The organism is Legionella cincinnatiensis (assembly GCF_900452415.1).
Lineage (GTDB): Bacteria > Pseudomonadota > Gammaproteobacteria > Legionellales > Legionellaceae > Legionella > Legionella cincinnatiensis.
In genome coordinates, this window is the sequence record NZ_UGNX01000001.1 from 1,367,165 (window position 1) to 1,385,715 (window position 18,551).

An 18,551-nucleotide genomic window follows, 5' to 3' on the forward strand; every position below is an offset into this window, starting at 1 on the left:
TCATCTAGATGCATTATTCTAATTACCAAACTTGTGCGGTAAAACCACAAATACCTCTTTCTGAGTGGGATATCTTATCCAGTTTGCCTACGGCTTTAGTCATTATTAATTCTCAAGGGCGTATTGTTTGGCTAAATCCACCTGCTGAAGCGATGTTAGGTTATGGATTACTCGGCTCTTTATGGTTAGATGTGATTTTGCGGGCGTTTGTTCCGCGTGTTGATGATGGCCATGAGGTTTCTCTAGCGGATGGGAGGCGTGTTCATGTAGCAGTTGCTACTTTAGATAGTTTGCCAGGTATTTTAGTGAGTTTAACAGATATCACGGCAACACGAGATTATGAGAAAGCTAAAGAAAATGAAAAGCGCTTAGTTTCTATTGGCACCATGACAGCTCAGCTAGCCCATCAAATCAGAACTCCTCTAGCTTCCGCTATGTTGTATACGGAGCATTTGAATAATCTTCTTGATTTGGATTCTCGCACTCAAAATTGGATTCTTAGATTGCAAGAATGTCATAGCAGCATTGAGCAACAAATTCAGGATTTATTATTATTTGCACGTGGTACTACAATCGAGCCAACACGACTGGATGTGACTTATTGGTGCTCTTTGCTGATGCAACGAGCTCAACCTTATGTTTTAGCCCGTGGAGTAACGTTTAATGTGAGTAACCAACTCATTACTCATGAGGCATTAATCCATGGAGAGTCACTTCTTGGCGCAGTTTTAAACTTAGTGATCAATTCATTACAATCAGGGGCAACAGAAATTAATTTAACACTTGCATCTACTGATAATTCAGGTATACAAATAACAGTAGAAGATAATGGAAAAGGAATGACAGAAGAGGTGAAGAATCAGGCTTTTTCACCTTTTTATACTACAAAAGCTCAAGGCAATGGTCTGGGTTTAGCTGTGGTTTATGCAGTAGTAAAAGCACATGGAGGTCGAGTGAGTCTGGAGTCTACCGAAGGAATTGGTACACAAGTTAATTTGTTTTTGCCCTAAGGGGGTACTAACTTTTAGAAAAGGAAATCTTATGAGTCATGTTTTAATCGTTGAAGATGATCCAGTATTAAGGGAAGCTCTGGCTGAAACAATGACTATTTCTGGCCATACCTATATTACCGCTAAAAATGGCAAAGAAGCTTTAGTTCTTCTTGAAATCCATAATCCATCTGTAGTTTTATCCGATATTCGCATGGATGAGATGGATGGAAATCAGTTATTATCGGAAATCCAAAAAAAAAGACCGGGATTGCCTGTTATTTTAATGACTGCGTATGGTTCCGTCCAAGATGCAGTGACAGCTATTCATCATGGTGCAGTGGATTATTTACAAAAACCTTTTAGTGCCCAAGTATTAACTGAAAAAATCAATCAATACATTAAAGTTGAATTTGATGAAAATACTGGAGAACCTATAGCTCAAGATCCTAAGAGCCAAGCTTTATTGTCTATGGCGTTAAAAGTTGCTCAATCTGATGTGGGAGTAATGATTAGTGGTGAAAGTGGCACGGGGAAAGAAGTGTTAGCACATTTTATTCATGATCATTCACCACGAAAAAAACAACCCTTTATTGCAATTAATTGTGCTGCAATTCCTGAACAAATGCTTGAAGCAACCTTATTTGGTTATGAAAAAGGCTCATTTACTGGAGCATATAAGTCTACTCCAGGAAAATTTGAGCAAGCGCAAGGCGGGACTTTGCTTCTGGATGAAGTGAGTGAAATGCCTTTAAGTTTACAAGCTAAATTGCTTCGTGTTTTACAAGAGAAAGAAGTTGAGCGTATTGGCGCTAATAAAACAATAACTCTTGATGTACGTATTTTGGCTACAACAAACAGACTACTTAAGGATGAAGTGAAAGCGGGACGTTTTAGAGAGGATCTGTTCTATCGTTTGAATGTTTTTCCCTTACAATGGCATCCGCTGCGGGAAAGAAAAAATGATATTATTCCTTTAGCCAATTATTTAACTCGTAAACATTGTCAACATAAGCAACCCGTAGTTCCTGTAATTAGTCCAGCTGCGCAAAAGTTGATGTTAGCTTATCCATGGCCCGGAAATGCACGAGAGCTTGATAACGTGATTCAAAGAGCATTAGTGTTACAAACACAAGGTATTATCGAGGCAGAACATTTACAATTATCCTTAACTGCTCCTTTGGTTCCAGATACCAGTTCAACGGCGCACAGTAAAAATTTACAAGTCCATGAGTTTGAATTGATCGAGAAAACCTTATTAGAAAACGAAGGTAACAGGCAAAAGGTAGCTGCTTTATTAGGAGTAAGCGAGCGAACTTTACGTTATAAATTAGCGAAAATGCGTGAGGAAGGTTACACTGTATAAAGCTTAAAATGTAGTATGAGCAAGAAAGCAATGGTATAGTAAAACAATGAATGAGTAACCGAATCCTAAGTGTGAGTAAAGTATTTAAACGAATCTGGGTGTATTTAGCAGTCTTCATTATTTTTATGGCGGTGTTATCCAGTATTTTCCGTGCGCTGACTCCATGGGCGAAAGAGTATAAAGGGGAGATTGAGCAACATTTATCTCTTCTTCTTGGTCAGCCAGTTACCATTCAAACTATAGAGACAGGATGGTATTGGTTGCATCCTGTACTTAAATTAAATCAAGTTACGTTAGGCGATGACTCAAATAATAATTTTCATGTCACTAAATTATTAGTAGGGATTAATTTATTCAAATCTTTATGGAATTGGCAGATACAGCCAGGCGTTCTTTATATTGATGATATGCATCTTAATCTAAGAGAAAAAGATGCTCATTGGACTATTGATGGCATTACTACAAATGCACTCAGTAATGATATGACCCCCGAAAAAACCAAACAAATTTTGATTTGGTTATCACAACAAGAACGTTTAATTATTAAACATGTTTCAGCTTATTTTTATTTTAGTGATGGTGGTTTGATTCCAGTAGATGGATTAAATGTATCAGTAGCTAATAGTGGTGGACATTATAAATTTAAGGGGGGGGCTAGGCTTGCACAAACTAACAGTACTGATTTTCAATTATTAGGCGATGGATATTTTGATCCAGAGCATTTTGAAGAGATAAAAGGACGGTTTTATTTCTCAGCTAAAAATATCGTCCCCGCTCAATGGCAAAGTTTATTCCCTCAAGCAACGGAACATTTGGAAGGCGGTAAAGGTAATATTGCTTTATGGGTTGATATGCGTCATGGTTCTATTACTTCGGTACAAGCACAGGTAGATTTTAAACGCTTAGCTTGGCGCCTATTACGTAATCAACAAAGCCAATTAGTTCAGTCTTTTTTTGCTAACTTATCTTGGAAGCCTGATAATGTAGGATGGCAATTACTTGCTGATCACATTCAATTGCGTATGGGAGGCATAAGTTGGCCTGAAAATCAGATATTACTTAAATACAAGAAGGAGCAACAAAGTTATCAATTATTTGTGAAATCAATTATCATCGAATCGTTACTGTCTCATGCAATTGATTGGCCTAAAAGTATGCAAGCTCTGTTGGACATGAAACCCCAGGGATTCTTGCATGATTCTCAGATCATGATAACAGCAAATGCTAATGTCTCAAGTATTCCCCCCATTCCAAGTTTTAATACGTTGCGCTTTGGTGCAGATGAGTTACCTCAGCTCCAACTTGCTGGGGTTGATGAGAACAAGCAAAACCCTAATAATTTGCAAAAAGAAGATAATGAGATAGTTTTTAATGATTATTCTATTAATTATGTTTTAACCCGTTTTGAACAGCTGGGATGGAGTGCCAAAGACTCTATCCCAGAAGTACATAACCTTTCAGGAGTGATTAATTGGCAACCTGACCAAGGACGTTTAGAACTTGACTCCGAGAATACTTCCATAAAGGTCAATGGTTATCCAGAGCAAATTTTATCATTACTCAATGGTGCTTTTGATTGGAAGGACTTGAATGATGGTTTGCGCATTAGTGTAGATCGATTTGTCTTGAGCCAACCTGAGTTAACTATGAGTATGCAGGGTGTTGTCGATCAAGTAAGTCGTCAATCTATAGGCCATATTCGTTTGGGGGCTGAATTTTCTGGAAAAAATTGGCAGCAATGGGTGGTTTTTCTCCCTAAAGAATACTTGAAACCTAAATTATATCTCTGGCTGAAAAATGATCTAAAACGTATCGATGAAGCGAGTGGTCGAATTAGGCTTAATGGTTTAGCGAAGGATTTTCCCTTTGATAATAATACGGGGGAATTTACTATAGATAGTTTTGCAAGTGGGGGAGAGCTTGCAATCAATTCTAAATGGCAAGTGATTAAAGACATTGATGGATATATCCACTTAAACAAGCGTAATTTAAATATTGACATCGTCCATGCTAATTTTCAGGGCGTGCCAGCCAAACAAATGCATTTGCGTATTGATGATATAGGAAAGAATAAAGAAAATTTGATTGTTACGGGAAGAATTAATGCATCTGTTCAAAAAATGATGAATTATATTATGGCTTCTCCCCTCAAGAAAAAATTATCTCTTTTAAAAATGTTGTCAGTGAAGGGAACTGCATGGCTCAATTTAAGGGTAGAGGCTCCTTTATATCCTGAAAATGATACAGTGCTTGCACAAGGAACTGCGACTTTTAAAAATAATACCATTATTGTAAATCATGAATTAAGCTCATTTACTGTAAAGAATTTATCAGGTGAATTAATGTTTAGTGAAGCAGGCGTTACTGATAGTTCATTGTCTGCTAACATTCTTGAAAATCCAATGAATATTAAAGTTCAATCTGTTAAACAGCCTCAACCTGCTACAACAATTACCGTTAATGGAAAATGTACCGTTGATTCTTTAAAGGATCAATTTAAATTACCTATTTTTGCTTTAGCTGATGGTTCTTTTTTAGTGAATGCAGAATTAAAGCTAACCGATAAGCCCTCTGAGGCAGACAGTATCAGTTTAAGCAGTTCTTTAGAAGGATTGGCGATTCATTTACCTGCACCTTTAGGAAAAGAGGCAGATGAAAAAACTCCTCTAAATTTAGATATTGATTTTAATGCAAAAGAATCAATGCGACTAAGAGGTAATTATGATGGACGCCTCAGTGCTGATCTCTTGTTTAAAAAAGACAAGCAAGGTTTGGCTTTTAGTTCAGGGCAGTTGCGTGTGGGAAGTGCGAATGCAGTAAATCAGAATTTACCCGGTCTTTCACTAGTAGGCTCATTAAAAGGTTTTGATTTGCACGATTGGAAGGATATATATACTCAATTTTCTACAACACAAACGAATACATCTTTATTAAATAAATTACGTGTCATCAATATAACTATTGATAAATTTAACTTTTTAAAACAACAATTCAATGCAATGGCTGTTAAAGCAAAAATATTACCTAATAAGGATTGGTCTTTTAATTTACAACAAAAAATGATTGCCGCAGATTTGGTTTATCATGCACCCACCAACGAATTAAGCGGCCATGTCCAATATTTGAATTTGGATAAAATTTATGTTGCTGATAGAGATTATGTTGATTCAGTACAAATACATCCCGAGCAAATTCCAAATCTAAATTTGCGTATTGATAACTTATCAGTGAATAAATTACAAATTGGTAACGTTACTTTGAAAAGCCAGTCCAGTGTTGGAAAATGGTCGATAAATTATTGCCGAATTGATTCTCCAGTATATCAATTTGATATTCAGGGGGAGTGGACGGAGAAAAAGAAGGTCAACCAAACAAAGCTGGATGTAAAATTAAATATGACTCATTTAGCAAAAACTTTAGAACGTTGGAGAGTAACCCCTGCTGTCCATGCTAAAAAAGGATATATGGAGTTTCACGGAGGTTGGAAAAATCGAATATATAACTTTTCTCTTGCCTCCTTAAATGGACAGATGTATCTACAACTTAAAAATGGAAGAATTACTCATTTAAGTAAGGCAACTGAAGAAAAACTAGGTTTAGGTAAATTATTAAGTATTTTGAGTTTACAGACCATTCCTCGTCGATTGCAATTGGATTTTAGTGATTTGTCACATCAAGGGTACAGCTTTGACATTTTTCAAGGGAATTTTATGATTAACGATGGCATCATGAGTACCCAAGACAGTTATTTGGATGGTCCAGTTGCTTATGCCGGCATGAAAGGGGATTTAAATTTGCCTAAGCATACTTACAATTTGAACTTAAAGATCTCACCTCATATAACTGCAAGTTTACCTGTTGTCGCGACTATTGCAGGAGGTCCTGTTGCGGGTGTTGCAGCATGGGTTGCGAATAATATTATAAGTCAAAGTATGCAAAAAATTTCTGGGTACAGTTATAAAATATCAGGGCCATGGAATGAACCCGTCATTCAGCAGCTTAGCATGGTGAAGAAATTAATGAAGAGAGTAGTGGACTAATTTAATGGCAATAGGCGAATACTCTATGTTCTAAAATGAAGACATAAATGTTCCATCTTATATTTGATCGTTACTGGGATATCTGTTTATTAAAGGAAAGTCCTGAAAATACTCCTTATTCTATTTCTCGAATGGTTTTGAGTGGATTTTTTTTGGTGTTACTCATCATGATCGAATGGAATGTAACTTCGTTGAAATCTTCTAATGATATGGTGAATAGTGTCCTTATTTCTTTCTTCTTGATTGTTTCTGATGTGATTTATACTTATTTGGTTTTATCTTTTAAGGGATTAACAGCAAGGCTTGTACAAGTTGTAACTTCATTATTTTTTATCAACATTATTATTCATATATTAGTTGTGCCTTTATTACTGATAGCACCTTATTTATCTCAGATTCATTTAAAAGGCCCTTTATTTTTATTTCTGGGAATTATTTATTTATTGTTAAGTTTGGGATTATCGATTTGGCAACTTGTTATTACTGCTAATATTTATAAGTTCGCATTAAATGTGACCATGATTCAAGCTGTATTAACTGCTTTTGGTTTAGTGGCTGTTAATATTTTAACGGTTTCTTTATTACAATGAGATTAGGATTATTATGCATTTACATATATTAGGTATCAGTGGAACATTTATGAGTGCACTTGCTTTGCTTGCTCGTGAAGCAGGGCATAAAGTCACTGGCAGCGATGCTAATTGCTATCCTCCGGTCAGTGATTTGCTTGCGGCAAAAGGTATAGCTTGGACTGAAGGTTATGTGGATACACGTTATGCATTACAAGCAGATGTAGTTATTGTGGGGAATGCAATTAAAAGAGGCATGCCTGTGCTTGAGGCTGTTCTAGAGGCAGGAAAACCCTATACTTCAGGACCTCAATGGCTTGCTGAAAACATTTTATCCAAATATCAAACGATTGCTGTTTCAGGAACACATGGAAAGACAACAACCACCTCTATGATCGCTTGGATTTTACATCAAGCGGGATTGAATCCGGGTTTTTTGATTGGTGGGGTCTCGTCAGATTTTAAAACCAGTGCTTGTTTAGGTTCAGGAAAATGGTTTGTTATTGAGGCAGATGAATATGACAGTGCTTTTTTTGATAAGCGTCCTAAATTTATGCATTATCGACCACGAATAGCTATTTTAAACAATTTAGAGTTTGATCATGCTGATATATATCCTGATCTTGGCGCAATTCAATTGCAATTTCATTATTTTTTAAGAACGATACCCGCAAGTGGGGTTGCACTCAAACCTTGTCATGATAAAGCACTCAATGAAGTTATTGCTCGCGGTCAATATTCCCGTATTGAAGAGCTTTCTTTGGAGGGTGATGCTCAATGGTCTGCAAAATTACTGGAAGAGAATGGTTCGACATTTAAAGTATTGCATCTGGGGAAAGAGGTTGCAGAAGTTAATTGGCCTTTAATTGGTCGCTTTAATGTGGAAAATGGTTTAGCTGCGCTTGCTGCAAGCGTAAATGCTGGAGTGAGTCCAAAAGTTGCTGCTGAAGCCTTAGAACGTTTTACACCAGTGAAACGGCGATTGGAAGTTCGTTCCAATAAGCATGGTATTACCGTCTATGATGATTTTGCTCATCATCCTACTGCGATAATGCGCACTGTTGATGCTTTAAAACGAAGTAATAGACATCAACGAATTTTTGCAGTTTTGGAGTTTGCATCATATACCATGCGCACAGGTGTTCATGCTGAAGAAATGGCACACGCTTTGGAATCAGTTCATGGCGCCTATGTTTTAGAGCCTCAAGATTTTGATTTACATAAAACCTTAGAGCATTGGACTTGCCCTTACACTATTTGTAAAAGCCATGATGAAATCGTTAATGAAGTTTCCAAAACAGTAGAAGCAGGAGATGCTGTATTAGTTATGAGTAACCGTGGTTTTAATGGTATTCACCAAAAGCTAATTACTTCAATTGATGGACGTTTTGCAATGTAACGTTTTGATTGATAATTTAATAAAATGACTTATATTTAACAGTTAAAACTCAAGCATAAATTTAGAAAAAGAAACGCTTAATTCTTTTTATGTTCAATTCGTTAAATTAATAGTTGCAATATTTTTTATTGGTTGTTATAAAAAATGGAGGTGTTTACATTTTAGGACATAAATGACGCGTTGCAGTTTTGCGGGTCACTATTTGCAGGAGGGATGCAATGACTCAATTTGCTATGTTTCAGCAAAAAGCAAAACGGTTGGCGATGTGTTTAGCAAAAGCTTATGGACAACATGCGGGCTGTTTAAGTTTTTTTTCAATACTAATTCCTGACAATGCTGCCATGGATGATGCAAGCACAATAAGTCTTCTCGCTCAGAGTTTAGATGAGACTTATGATTTACTCAATTATGTTAAAGACGTTAAAAGAGATCCTAAGTTAACTCTTGATGATTTCGATGAATTTAGAACTAAAGTTATTATTGGGATATATTTGTTAAAGTGGTTGCAATATAACTCAATAATTAACAGTTACTTGCACCAACCTTTGATTGATTTGTTTCGCGGTCATTTGGGGGTGCAATCACTTGAAGAGATAAATAAGGGGTTCTTTGATTCGTGTCTAAGCGATCTTAGCTATTATTGCACTTTTGTTTATGAAAGACGTGAAGAAAAAACATACAGTGAGTTAAATACACGATTGGGAGTAACAATTCAAAAAGATATTCATGAGGCTAAACACTTATCGTTTCATAATGATCTTTCAGCGTTGTATGGTATTTATAGAGGGATCATGGGTTCCTTGGGATTGAATATGTAATAAGGAGATTGTATGACTTATACCCCACCACCATTTGCGACATTTAGAGTCAATACTCTTAACCTAGATACTGCATATTCTACTTTATTAGGCAGATATAAAGTGGTTGAAGCACGAAGTAGTGATTCAGCACAGCAAACGAGCCTTGAAGTATTAATAGCCAGAACAAATGAAGTAATAAAATGTAAGACTGATAGAGAGAGTCAGCGCGAAGTATTTAACTTATTAGTTAATGAATTGCGACAAATTCCCAGAGAAGATAGAGAAAAAACCACCCAAGGCACTTTGTTTTTATTAGGAGCATTAATTCATCGTTATTTTCGGTTAATCAAAGAGTATGATGATTATAATGGATATGCATCTTGGACCTATTTTGGTACATGTGATGTCACTAATTGTAAATTGTTCCTAGCAATAAGAAGAGCATTGCAATTTAAAGAAATAGAGCACATTCCTAAAAAGAAATTCAAAGAAGATGACTTAAAGATTCTGGATGTTGTAACTATTGTACGGGCATTAGAGGTTTTTCGTGATAATATGCTTATCGAAGATAAAGAAAAAGTTCTTCGATACATGAAATATCCTCATTTTGCTCAAGATACAAATTTCCAAAAGTACTTGCAGGATATCATTGAGCAACAAACAAGACGTGGTGCTGCGGTTTTGCATCGGTTTAAAGCAATCGCTTTTGTTCAATCTCTAATAAAGCAAATTGAAAATGAACGACAGCAGCTGGATAAAGATATAGAAAAATGGTGCAAAGCAATAGCAAAAGAGTATAAAGATTTTAATGTTTTTAGAACATTAAGTGACGGGGTAATTGGCGCAAGTATTCTTAAACATGTTGAAGCAGATAAATCAAGAAATATAATATATGATTTATATTACACACCCCTGATTCGAGATAATCTTGAGTCGATGGATCATAGTACTTTGGTAACTAAGATAAAGGAATGTTATGATCAAAAATGCAATTATATGCTTTTTGGTGGATATGCCTTATTATTGCAACAGCCAAGAGGACTGGATGACAATTTGTTGTTTACCTTACAGAAAGCATTAGGTCTTGAGCGTTCTTTAGATGAGTTGAGCAAAGAGGATCTGGGTAACGGGATAATGTTTCTCAAAGAATTTCTTGAACATGATCCAGGTGTGGTTTTGGATTGTGAGTTTTTTGGTGGACGAGATAAAATGGATACTCTTATTGCACGAGTAGAGAAAGAATTGACCAAAGCAACATCCCCGGAAGGTTTTGAGAACGCGCTTTCATTAACCTGTTAGTTTTCCAAAAACAATCCCGGTTAGAAAATCATAATCCGGGATGTTTACAAAATTCATTTTCTTGTTGAATAGAATCAAGATCAACACTAAATAACGTTTGATGTCTCTATTATGTTTAAAAAAAAACCAGAAATCAGTAATTTGGAGCCTAAGGTTCTTCAGGGTAAAACGATTCAATTAGAACCTATTACTATGAATCATTATGAGTTTTTACGATATCCAGCAAATGATGTACGAATTTGGACTTATATGCCATGCAGGGCGGATAAGGAATTTTATGATTGCTGGTTTCAGGATTGTTTACACCAACAAGCTTCGCGCACAAAGCTGACTTATGTGATACGAAGGTTAAAAGACAATGAATTAATTGGCAGTCGTGCCTACTATGAAATTGAACTACAGCATAAAAAACTGGAAGTAGGCTATGGCTGGTTTACTCCATCGGTATGGGGTATGCACTATAATCATGAATCTTTATTGCTTCTATTTAAAAATGCTTTTGAAGAATGGCATATCAATCGTGTGCAGATTGCAACGGATCCTTGTAATATCAAAAATTACAATACATTGAAGAAATTAGGTGCAAAACAAGAAGGTATTTTGCGCCAACATATGATTCACCATAATGGCCAGATAACGGATACCGTTTTATTCAGTATTCTGGCAGAAGAATGGCCCGAAATAAAAACAAGATTAGAAGCGCGGTTAATACAGCTGTATGTAAATAATCGATTTTAAACATCTTCTGAAATTTATCCCATATTTAGCTTGCATAGAGAAGTTGAGACAAGATGACTCAACCTTCTACTGCCGTTATTTTTCAACAACAAATCTATAATATTATTCATTCGTACGTTGTATTGGAAGACTGATAATACTTACTTAAGGTATTTGAATTATAATTGGTATTATGTGTCATTTTTTATTCATTTATAAAGTGCTTTTGAGTTAGGCAAAATTAATTTTAAGTTAAAAGGAATATATATGTTTGATAAAACAAATCCTCTAAGTGATAAGGGTTTTCAAAAATATAAGCAGGATTTTCAAAAAAAATTTCTTTTAAATTTAGAAAATCATCTAAAGCTGCCATATGATCCCGAAGGCGCGGATAATCAACCGTATAAAGTCATAGAAAAATCAAAGAACACAGCGGCTAGTTTTTCTCGTATATTTGATGAATACAAAGTTCCTTTACCCTCTTATGCTGAGTTTAAAAAATATGTAGAAGCACCAAGTTGTATTGGTGCATATATGCAATCGATAATGAATGAACTTGTACCTCAGATTTTAAATGAAGATAAAACGGCTTTAAATCCCAGAATAATTGACGCAATTAATCACAATAATAAAGAAAATTACCGCCTCATGCTGCAAAAAGCAAATAATGACCCTCAACAACTTGCAAGACTCTTTATACAAGCAATAGTTGTTGGTTATAGTCAGCAAATGTTAGACGAAGTTAGGAAAGACCCAAACCAAGAAGCACAAATGGCATGGTTCAATAATGAGGGTGCTGAGTTTACAATAGTAAGTAGACTAGTGACTATTGATGGACTTAGTGAGTTTGCGCAGAAACCTTTACCCATAGATAAAAAAGAACAAATATCCCGTATGCGGGATTTAATGGATGTATATGGAGGAGAGGAGAATGCCCCTAAAGCACTGAAGGATAAGTATCAAAGATTTAATGATTCTTTTGATTTTAGCAATATAAAAGCTCTTGAAGCTTATTTAGATGCATTAAACTGGGCATTAAAAGAAGAGAATTTAAAAGGATTATCTGAAGAAAAAGTCCAAGAATTATATAAGCTGGTTGAAGAAAATATTTCCCTTGTTCCATTGGATGAGAATTTAGAAGCTCGAGTCAATTTCAACGAGGCTTATAAGGATTTAGAAAAAATTAGTTCATCTCATCCAAGAGTTGGAAACCTTTTAAGCACTGTTAAAAAGCTTAAAGATAATGTTGATTTGAGTACAGAGGATTTGCAAAGAATAACTACCTACCTTAATGATACAAAAGCTTTTATCGAGAATCCTACCAAGGAAACCCGTGAAAAGCAGCATAATAATATAAGAGATGCAATTGGAAAAAACCAATCGTGGGGACCCATTATTGGTGGCGCACTACTCTTGGATAAAGTAGTTTATCACTCTCTGGATTTTGATGGATGTTATAGCAACGAGGCCTCAAGCTTTAATCTTGGTAGAAACTGGATTACAGAACGAACACTTGAAGAATCCAATAAAGCGTATCTAGAGGCAAATCGTGAATTTCTAGATTCTCTGAAAACAAAAGATAAAACAGTTCTTTTTATTGGTTCTAATCGCCAAGCACCTGATATAGATTTTAAAAATGGAACTGGTACGGACTATCCTCCTGGCTCCGTTTACCCGAGAATGGCCGCTATTGCTAAAGAATTGGGACCAAATGCAACATTTAATCCTTTTCTGCTTCCAGATTTAGAGAGTGATGTATTTGTGGCAGGAAAAACGCTTGAAAAATTCAATGAGAAGGGATACTTAAATGAGAATGGGAGTTATAAAGAGGAAATAAGATCAACATTTAAGGAGGATGGATTTTTAGAGTTAATAGATGATGAAAGTAAGGTTTCCTTGGCTCTGGCTCAAATGCATTATGCTGCCATGGAAAATCCTGATGATATCATTGAATTTAATTTTTACGACGATCGTAAAGATATCGTCGAAAGTATGGAACATTTTTTTAAAGAACATCCCGAATTAATTCCTAAGAATGTAATTTTAAACTTAAGAGGATATTCCGGACCCCAATTAACTCAAGAACAAGCCAATGAGAATCTCCTTCATTTTCTAACACTCACAACAACAGATCTTGAAAGTGAAGAAACAAAGAAGGCAATATCAGAAGCCCAACAACATAATTTTCCTATCCTCATTAAAATTTCAGGTGAGGAGAAAAAATTTAAAATATATTGCCGTGGTGCTAATGGAGTCTGGGGCTTCGCTGACTTTAATAGAAATATAGCCTCTAATTTTGATGGGGTTTTTCCGAAGCTTAAAGAGCTTGAAAGACTTAATACATCAAAAAACATGGAAATTTTTGATGAGTTAAAAAAGCATCATTTTTTGCCTATCCCAGTAACAAGAAACGATAAAATCTATAATTATGGAAGCCCAACATTAATAGCCTCAATACCAGGCGAAGGTAGTATTCCAAAAGAAGTAGCTGATTGGAAACCTCTTTATAGAGCAGTTCGGGAAGCTTCGATGAGTCCCGATGCGAAGCATTGTAAAGCAATGAAAGTTGCTAGTGAGTTCAGTTTTACAGAACTTATATCGCAATCCTACTCCGACACTCACTTACCTGCTAAAAGAGTGAAAGAATTTATTGATCACAATCTTTCAAAAATGGGAAATAAAGAGATTGCTGAAGTACTTTCTAAGAGCAAAATAAGTAGCCAAGCAGTAGTTCAAATCCTTAATGGGAATGAAAATAAAGATAATATAATTAAACAAATCATAGAAAACAAAATCAATCAGCTTAAAGAAGAATTAAGTAAGGAAGAACGTCAGCAGATAGAATCTTTTCTTAAAGGTTTTACAAAGACTATTAATACCATAATAAATGAAAAATTATTGGAATTGCGCAATGAGAATGATCTTGAAAAGAGAACTGCAATAGAGTCTTATTTAATTGATCTTTATAAGCTAAAAATTCGCGATGAAAATAAATTTTTAGCCGATATGGAAATAAATAAAGGGATAAAACAAACAAGAGATGCACTATGTAGCACCATTAGTGATGCATTGAACTCACCTATAACACTACAAGATTGTCAAAAATTGAATAGTTTAGTAGGGCATGCGAGAATTGCTGCGGCTCCTAATGTAGATCCGGAAACTAAATCAAAATCCCTTTGCGAACTTGCTTATCTTTCAGATGAGCTTGTTGGAGCAAAATCTGAGAAGTTGCAGGCAGTCTCTGTAGCATGTGGAGTATTTGCTGTTATTGCCACAATAGTAGCATTTGCTCTTGCTCCTACAGGTATTGGGTTTATTATTGGGATGGCTGTAGCTGGGGCACTGGCAGCGGCTAGCATAGGAACGGGAATAGCGGCAAAAGTTAAAGAATCCGATTTGTCGGAAAAAACTCGGGACTTCAAGAAGGCACTCGAGGAAAACAGAGAAGCTCCAGTGAAAGAGGATCAGAGCATCCTCAATTTAACTTTTCGTGACTAAGAAAGAGCTTTAGTCGAAATTTAGATGCAAAGAAGCTGGGCTGCAGCAACGTGTCAAATTTCTTTTGCTTTTTGAAATTGAATTCGTTGTTGTGATGTTGAGTTGGTGTAATGTCCGACTGCTAAGCGAAGAGGTTTCTAGTTTTTCCCATGGCTTTGGGGATTCATTGTAGCCTGGGTTCCGCTACGCTGTACCCAGGCTACCAATTCATTTAATTGAATGATCTATTCGTGACCAGTAAACTTCATCTCTCCATCTTGGTAAGTCACAGCAATAGTTTCACCTGATTTAAATTTTCCAGTTAAGATTGCTTGGGCCAGAGGGTTTTCCAATTGTTGCTGTATGGTTCGCTTTAAAGGTCTGGCACCATATACTGGGTCAAATCCTGCTTCAGCTAAATGTGTTAACGCCTCTTGAGTCACTTCAAGATGAATGTCTTGTTGTTGTAGGCGTTTTTGTAAATAGTTAATTTGTATGGCAGCAATTTTTGCGATTTGCTCTTTAACCAAAGCATGGAAGACAACTGTATCATCAATTCGGTTAATAAATTCAGGACGAAAATGTTGTCTAACCATTTCCATGACGGCTTCTTTGATTTGCTCGTATTTGAATTTATTACCCATTTCTTGAATTAGATTCGAGCCAAGATTGGACGTCATGACAATAATCGTGTTGCGAAAATCTACAGTACGCCCTTGGCCGTCAGTTAAACGACCATCGTCCATTACTTGGAGGAGAATATTAAACACATCAGAATGTGCTTTTTCCACTTCATCCAGTAAAATGACTGAATAAGGTCTGCGACGTACGGCTTCGGTTAAGTAGCCACCTTCTTCATAACCAACATAACCTGGAGGGGCACCAATTAGGCGAGCGACAGAATGTTTTTCCATAAACTCAGACATGTCAATACGCACCATTGCCTCTTCTGTATCAAAAAGAAATGTTGCTAAGGCTTTACACAATTCTGTTTTGCCGACACCAGTAGGCCCCAGAAACAAAAAGGATCCAATAGGACGATTAGGATCAGAGAGGCCTGCACGTGAACGACGAATGGCGTTAGACACTGCCTCTATGGCTTCATTTTGTCCTATGAGACGATGATGCAGTACTTCCTCCATCTTTAGTAATTTTTCTTTTTCGCCTTCCATCATTTTAGCTACAGGGATACCCGTCCATTTAGAAACAACTTCTGCAACTTCATCCTCAGTGACTTTATTACGCACGAGTTTGGTTTCATGCGATTCCGCAGTTGCTACTTGGGTTAGGCGTTTTTCAAGTTCTGGAATACGCCCGTATTGTAATTCGGACATCCGACTTAAATCTCCAGCTCGACGTGCGGTTTCCATTTCAAGCTTTGCTTGCTCAAGCGCTTCTTTAATTTGAGTGGCTCCTTGCATGGTTGCTTTTTCAGCTTTCCATACTTCTTCTAAATCGGAATAATTGTGTTCCAATTCGTCAATCGCATGTTGTAAATCTTCAAGTCGTTTTTTAGAAGCTTCATCATGTTCTTTTTTGAGTGCTTCACGTTCAATTTTTAATTGAATCAAGCGTCGCTCTAATTTATCCATACTTTCGGGTTTTGAATCGATTTCCATACGTATCAAGCTTCCTGCTTCATCGATTAAATCAATTGCTTTATCAGGTAGCTGCCTGTCTGTAATATACCGGTGTGATAAAGTAGCAGCTGCAACAATCGCGGGATCGGTAATTTCAACGCCATGATGAACTTCATAGCGTTCTTTTAATCCGCGAAGAATGGCTATGGTGTCTTCTACACTTGGTTCATCAACCAAAACTTTCTGAAAGCGTCGCTCTAAGGCCGCATCTTTTTCAATGTATTGTCGGTACTCGTCTAACGTAGTTGCACCAATGCAATGCAACTCTCCCCGAGCCAAAGCAGGTTTAAGCATATTTCCTGCATCCATTGCTCCTTCTGCTTTTCCGGCACCCACCATGGTATGGAGCTCATCTATAAAGAGAATAATTTGACCCTCTTGTTTTGCTAAGTCATTGAGTACGGCTTTAAGTCGTTCTTCGAACTCACCTCGAAATTTCGCTCCGGCAATTAATGCTCCCATATCTAGAGCGAGCAATCGTTTATTTTTTAGACCTTCGGGAACTTCACCATTAATAATACGTTGCGCCAATCCTTCAACGATAGCGGTTTTACCTACTCCGGGTTCACCAATCAAAACGGGGTTGTTTTTAGTACGTCTTTGCAGCACTTGAATGGTTCTACGGATTTCATCATCGCGCCCTATAACAGGATCCAGCTTACCTTGTTCTGCACGTGCTGTTAAATCTAGAGTATATTTTTCAAGTGCTTGTCGTTGTTCTTCGGCATTGGGATCGGTGACTTTTTCTCCACCTCTTAACTCATTTATGGCTTTTTCTATGGCTTTAACTTCACCACCAACTTGTTTGAGCATGCGAGAAAGAACGCCTTCTTCACTTATTGCTGCTAAAATAAAAAGCTCGCTGGAAATAAAATTATCTTTTTTTTGTTGTGCTAATTTGTCGGTAAGATTTAATAGGCGATTTAAAGCATTGGAAATATGAATATCGCCTCCTATGCCAGCTACTTTAGGAAGTTTATCCAAGGCTTGATCGAGCAAAGTTCTTAATAGAGGGATATTCACTCCAGCTTTACTAAGCAAGGGTCTACAGCTGCCTCCTTCCTGATCTAAAAGCGCTTTCATTAAATGTTCTGGCTCTATAAAACCATTATCTCTTCCTAAAGCTAGAGACTGTGCATCTGCTAAAGCGATTTGAAACTTTGACGTCAGTTTATCCATTCTCATAACGATTCACCTTATTTAATGGGTGTTAATTTTCTTTTATCTACCGTAAAATGAGGCTTAATTAAATAATTTCAAGTGATTTTAATATGACAAATGATATTTCTTCTAATCCGAGTCAGGATTCACAAGCTTTGCTGAATCAAATCATCATTGATTATATGAAAGAAGCCAAAAGAAAGCGTAGATGGAAATGGTTCATGCGGGTCATTTATTTATTAATTATTGCTTATATTGTTTATCAATTTTCTACGAGCTCAAATGAGGAAGTAGGTACCAATACCAAGCCTCATGTTGGAATTGTTGACGTTAATGGTGAAATGGCGGATGCAAAGCCTGCTAACTCTGATGATTTTGCTAAGGGTCTTGATACCGCTTATAAAAATTCAGGATTAAAAGCACTCATTGTTCGTATTAATAGTCCTGGAGGTAGTCCGGTACAGGCCGAGTATATGTATAACACAATAAAATACTATCAAAAAAAATATCCCAGTATAAAAATCTATTCAGTTTGTGTCGATGCTTGTGCTTCTGCTGCTTATTATGTAGCTGTTGCTACAGATGCTATTTATGCGAGCCCTGCAAGTATGGTTGGCTCGATCGGGGTTTTATACAATGGATTTGGAGTCGTGGATCTGATGAATAAAATCGGGGTTTCGCGTCGATTGCAAACATCCGGTGTTAATAAAGGATTTTTAGATCCTTTTTCTCCACAAACAGATTTTGAAAAACAAAAATTACAAACGATGCTTGATATAGTGCATCAGCAATTTATTAACCGCGTGAAAGAAGGGAGAGGAAGTCGTTTACATATTGATGATGAAACTTTTTCAGGACTTTTTTGGACAGGTGAGCAAGCTCTCACTATTGGCTTAATTGATGGATATGCCAGCAGCGGACAATTGGCTCGCGAAATTATTAATGTTCCAGAAGTTATTGATTATACGCATAAACAAAACCTCTTTGATCGCGTCACTAAAAATATTGGTACAGCAATGGCGGATGAATTACCTTTAAGTTTTGGGGCAAGACAAGGATTTAAGTAACGTGAGTTCGACATACAAGGCATT

At 36.5% G+C, this 18,551-nt stretch carries 11 protein-coding genes; 10 read left to right on the top strand and 1 reads right to left on the bottom strand.

The features are described 5' to 3' along the window. The first annotated feature begins 8 nt into the window (after positions 1-8). From DYH34_RS06055 to DYH34_RS06095, 9 genes are all read left to right on the top strand, one after another. A complete protein-coding gene (locus tag DYH34_RS06055; RefSeq protein WP_058465986.1) occupies positions 9-1,010 on the top strand; it encodes a sensor histidine kinase in 1,002 nt (333 codons plus the stop codon). A 31-nt stretch (positions 1,011-1,041) separates the two neighbouring features. Further along, on the top strand, positions 1,042-2,355 hold the full coding sequence (locus DYH34_RS06060) for a sigma-54-dependent transcriptional regulator (RefSeq protein ID WP_058465987.1): 1,314 nt from the start codon (positions 1,042-1,044) through the stop codon (positions 2,353-2,355). Between the two features lie 50 nt (positions 2,356-2,405). Beyond that, entirely contained in the window at positions 2,406-6,395 is a 3,990-nt protein-coding gene (locus DYH34_RS06065; protein WP_058465988.1) for a YhdP family phospholipid transporter, read from the top strand. A 47-nt stretch (positions 6,396-6,442) separates the two neighbouring features. Then, positions 6,443-6,985, top strand: a complete 543-nt coding sequence (locus tag DYH34_RS06070) for a hypothetical protein (RefSeq protein ID WP_058465989.1) — start codon at positions 6,443-6,445, stop codon at positions 6,983-6,985. A gap of 13 nt (positions 6,986-6,998) precedes the next feature. Next, on the top strand, positions 6,999-8,363 hold the full coding sequence (gene mpl, locus DYH34_RS06075; protein ID WP_058465990.1) for a UDP-N-acetylmuramate:L-alanyl-gamma-D-glutamyl-meso-diaminopimelate ligase: 1,365 nt from the start codon (positions 6,999-7,001) through the stop codon (positions 8,361-8,363). Between the two features lie 218 nt (positions 8,364-8,581). Then, positions 8,582-9,181: a hypothetical protein gene (locus tag DYH34_RS06080; protein WP_058465991.1), complete on the top strand. Its 600-nt coding sequence runs from the start codon at positions 8,582-8,584 to the stop codon at positions 9,179-9,181. Between the two features lie 12 nt (positions 9,182-9,193). After that, entirely contained in the window at positions 9,194-10,462 is a 1,269-nt protein-coding gene (locus DYH34_RS06085) for a hypothetical protein (RefSeq protein WP_058465992.1), read from the top strand. Positions 10,463-10,573: 111 nt separating this feature from the next. Continuing rightward, positions 10,574-11,200, top strand: a complete 627-nt coding sequence (locus DYH34_RS06090) for a GNAT family N-acetyltransferase (RefSeq protein WP_058465993.1) — start codon at positions 10,574-10,576, stop codon at positions 11,198-11,200. A gap of 246 nt (positions 11,201-11,446) precedes the next feature. After that, on the top strand, positions 11,447-14,680 hold the full coding sequence (locus DYH34_RS06095; protein ID WP_058465994.1) for a hypothetical protein: 3,234 nt from the start codon (positions 11,447-11,449) through the stop codon (positions 14,678-14,680). 224 nt (positions 14,681-14,904) lie between these two features. Here DYH34_RS06095 and clpB read toward each other — a convergent pair whose 3' ends face one another. After that, positions 14,905-17,484, bottom strand: a complete 2,580-nt coding sequence (gene clpB / locus DYH34_RS06100) for an ATP-dependent chaperone ClpB (protein WP_058465995.1) — start codon at positions 17,482-17,484, stop codon at positions 14,905-14,907. Between the two features lie 86 nt (positions 17,485-17,570). Here clpB and DYH34_RS06105 point away from each other — a divergent pair, with 86 nt between their 5' ends. Beyond that, complete coding sequence (locus DYH34_RS06105; RefSeq protein ID WP_058465996.1) at positions 17,571-18,527, top strand: S49 family peptidase; 957 nt, start codon at positions 17,571-17,573, stop codon at positions 18,525-18,527. Positions 18,528-18,551 lie beyond the last annotated feature (24 nt).

Coding starts and splice junctions, on each gene's coding strand:
- DYH34_RS06055 (WP_058465986.1), top strand. CDS start 9: ATGCATTATTCTAATTACCAAACTTGTGCGGTAAAACCACAAATACCT.
- DYH34_RS06060 (WP_058465987.1), top strand. CDS start 1,042: ATGAGTCATGTTTTAATCGTTGAAGATGATCCAGTATTAAGGGAAGCT.
- DYH34_RS06065 (WP_058465988.1), top strand. CDS start 2,406: ATGAGTAACCGAATCCTAAGTGTGAGTAAAGTATTTAAACGAATCTGG.
- DYH34_RS06070 (WP_058465989.1), top strand. CDS start 6,443: ATGTTCCATCTTATATTTGATCGTTACTGGGATATCTGTTTATTAAAG.
- mpl (WP_058465990.1), top strand. CDS start 6,999: ATGCATTTACATATATTAGGTATCAGTGGAACATTTATGAGTGCACTT.
- DYH34_RS06080 (WP_058465991.1), top strand. CDS start 8,582: ATGACTCAATTTGCTATGTTTCAGCAAAAAGCAAAACGGTTGGCGATG.
- DYH34_RS06085 (WP_058465992.1), top strand. CDS start 9,194: ATGACTTATACCCCACCACCATTTGCGACATTTAGAGTCAATACTCTT.
- DYH34_RS06090 (WP_058465993.1), top strand. CDS start 10,574: ATGTTTAAAAAAAAACCAGAAATCAGTAATTTGGAGCCTAAGGTTCTT.
- DYH34_RS06095 (WP_058465994.1), top strand. CDS start 11,447: ATGTTTGATAAAACAAATCCTCTAAGTGATAAGGGTTTTCAAAAATAT.
- clpB (WP_058465995.1), bottom strand. CDS start 17,484: ATGAGAATGGATAAACTGACGTCAAAGTTTCAAATCGCTTTAGCAGAT.
- DYH34_RS06105 (WP_058465996.1), top strand. CDS start 17,571: ATGACAAATGATATTTCTTCTAATCCGAGTCAGGATTCACAAGCTTTG.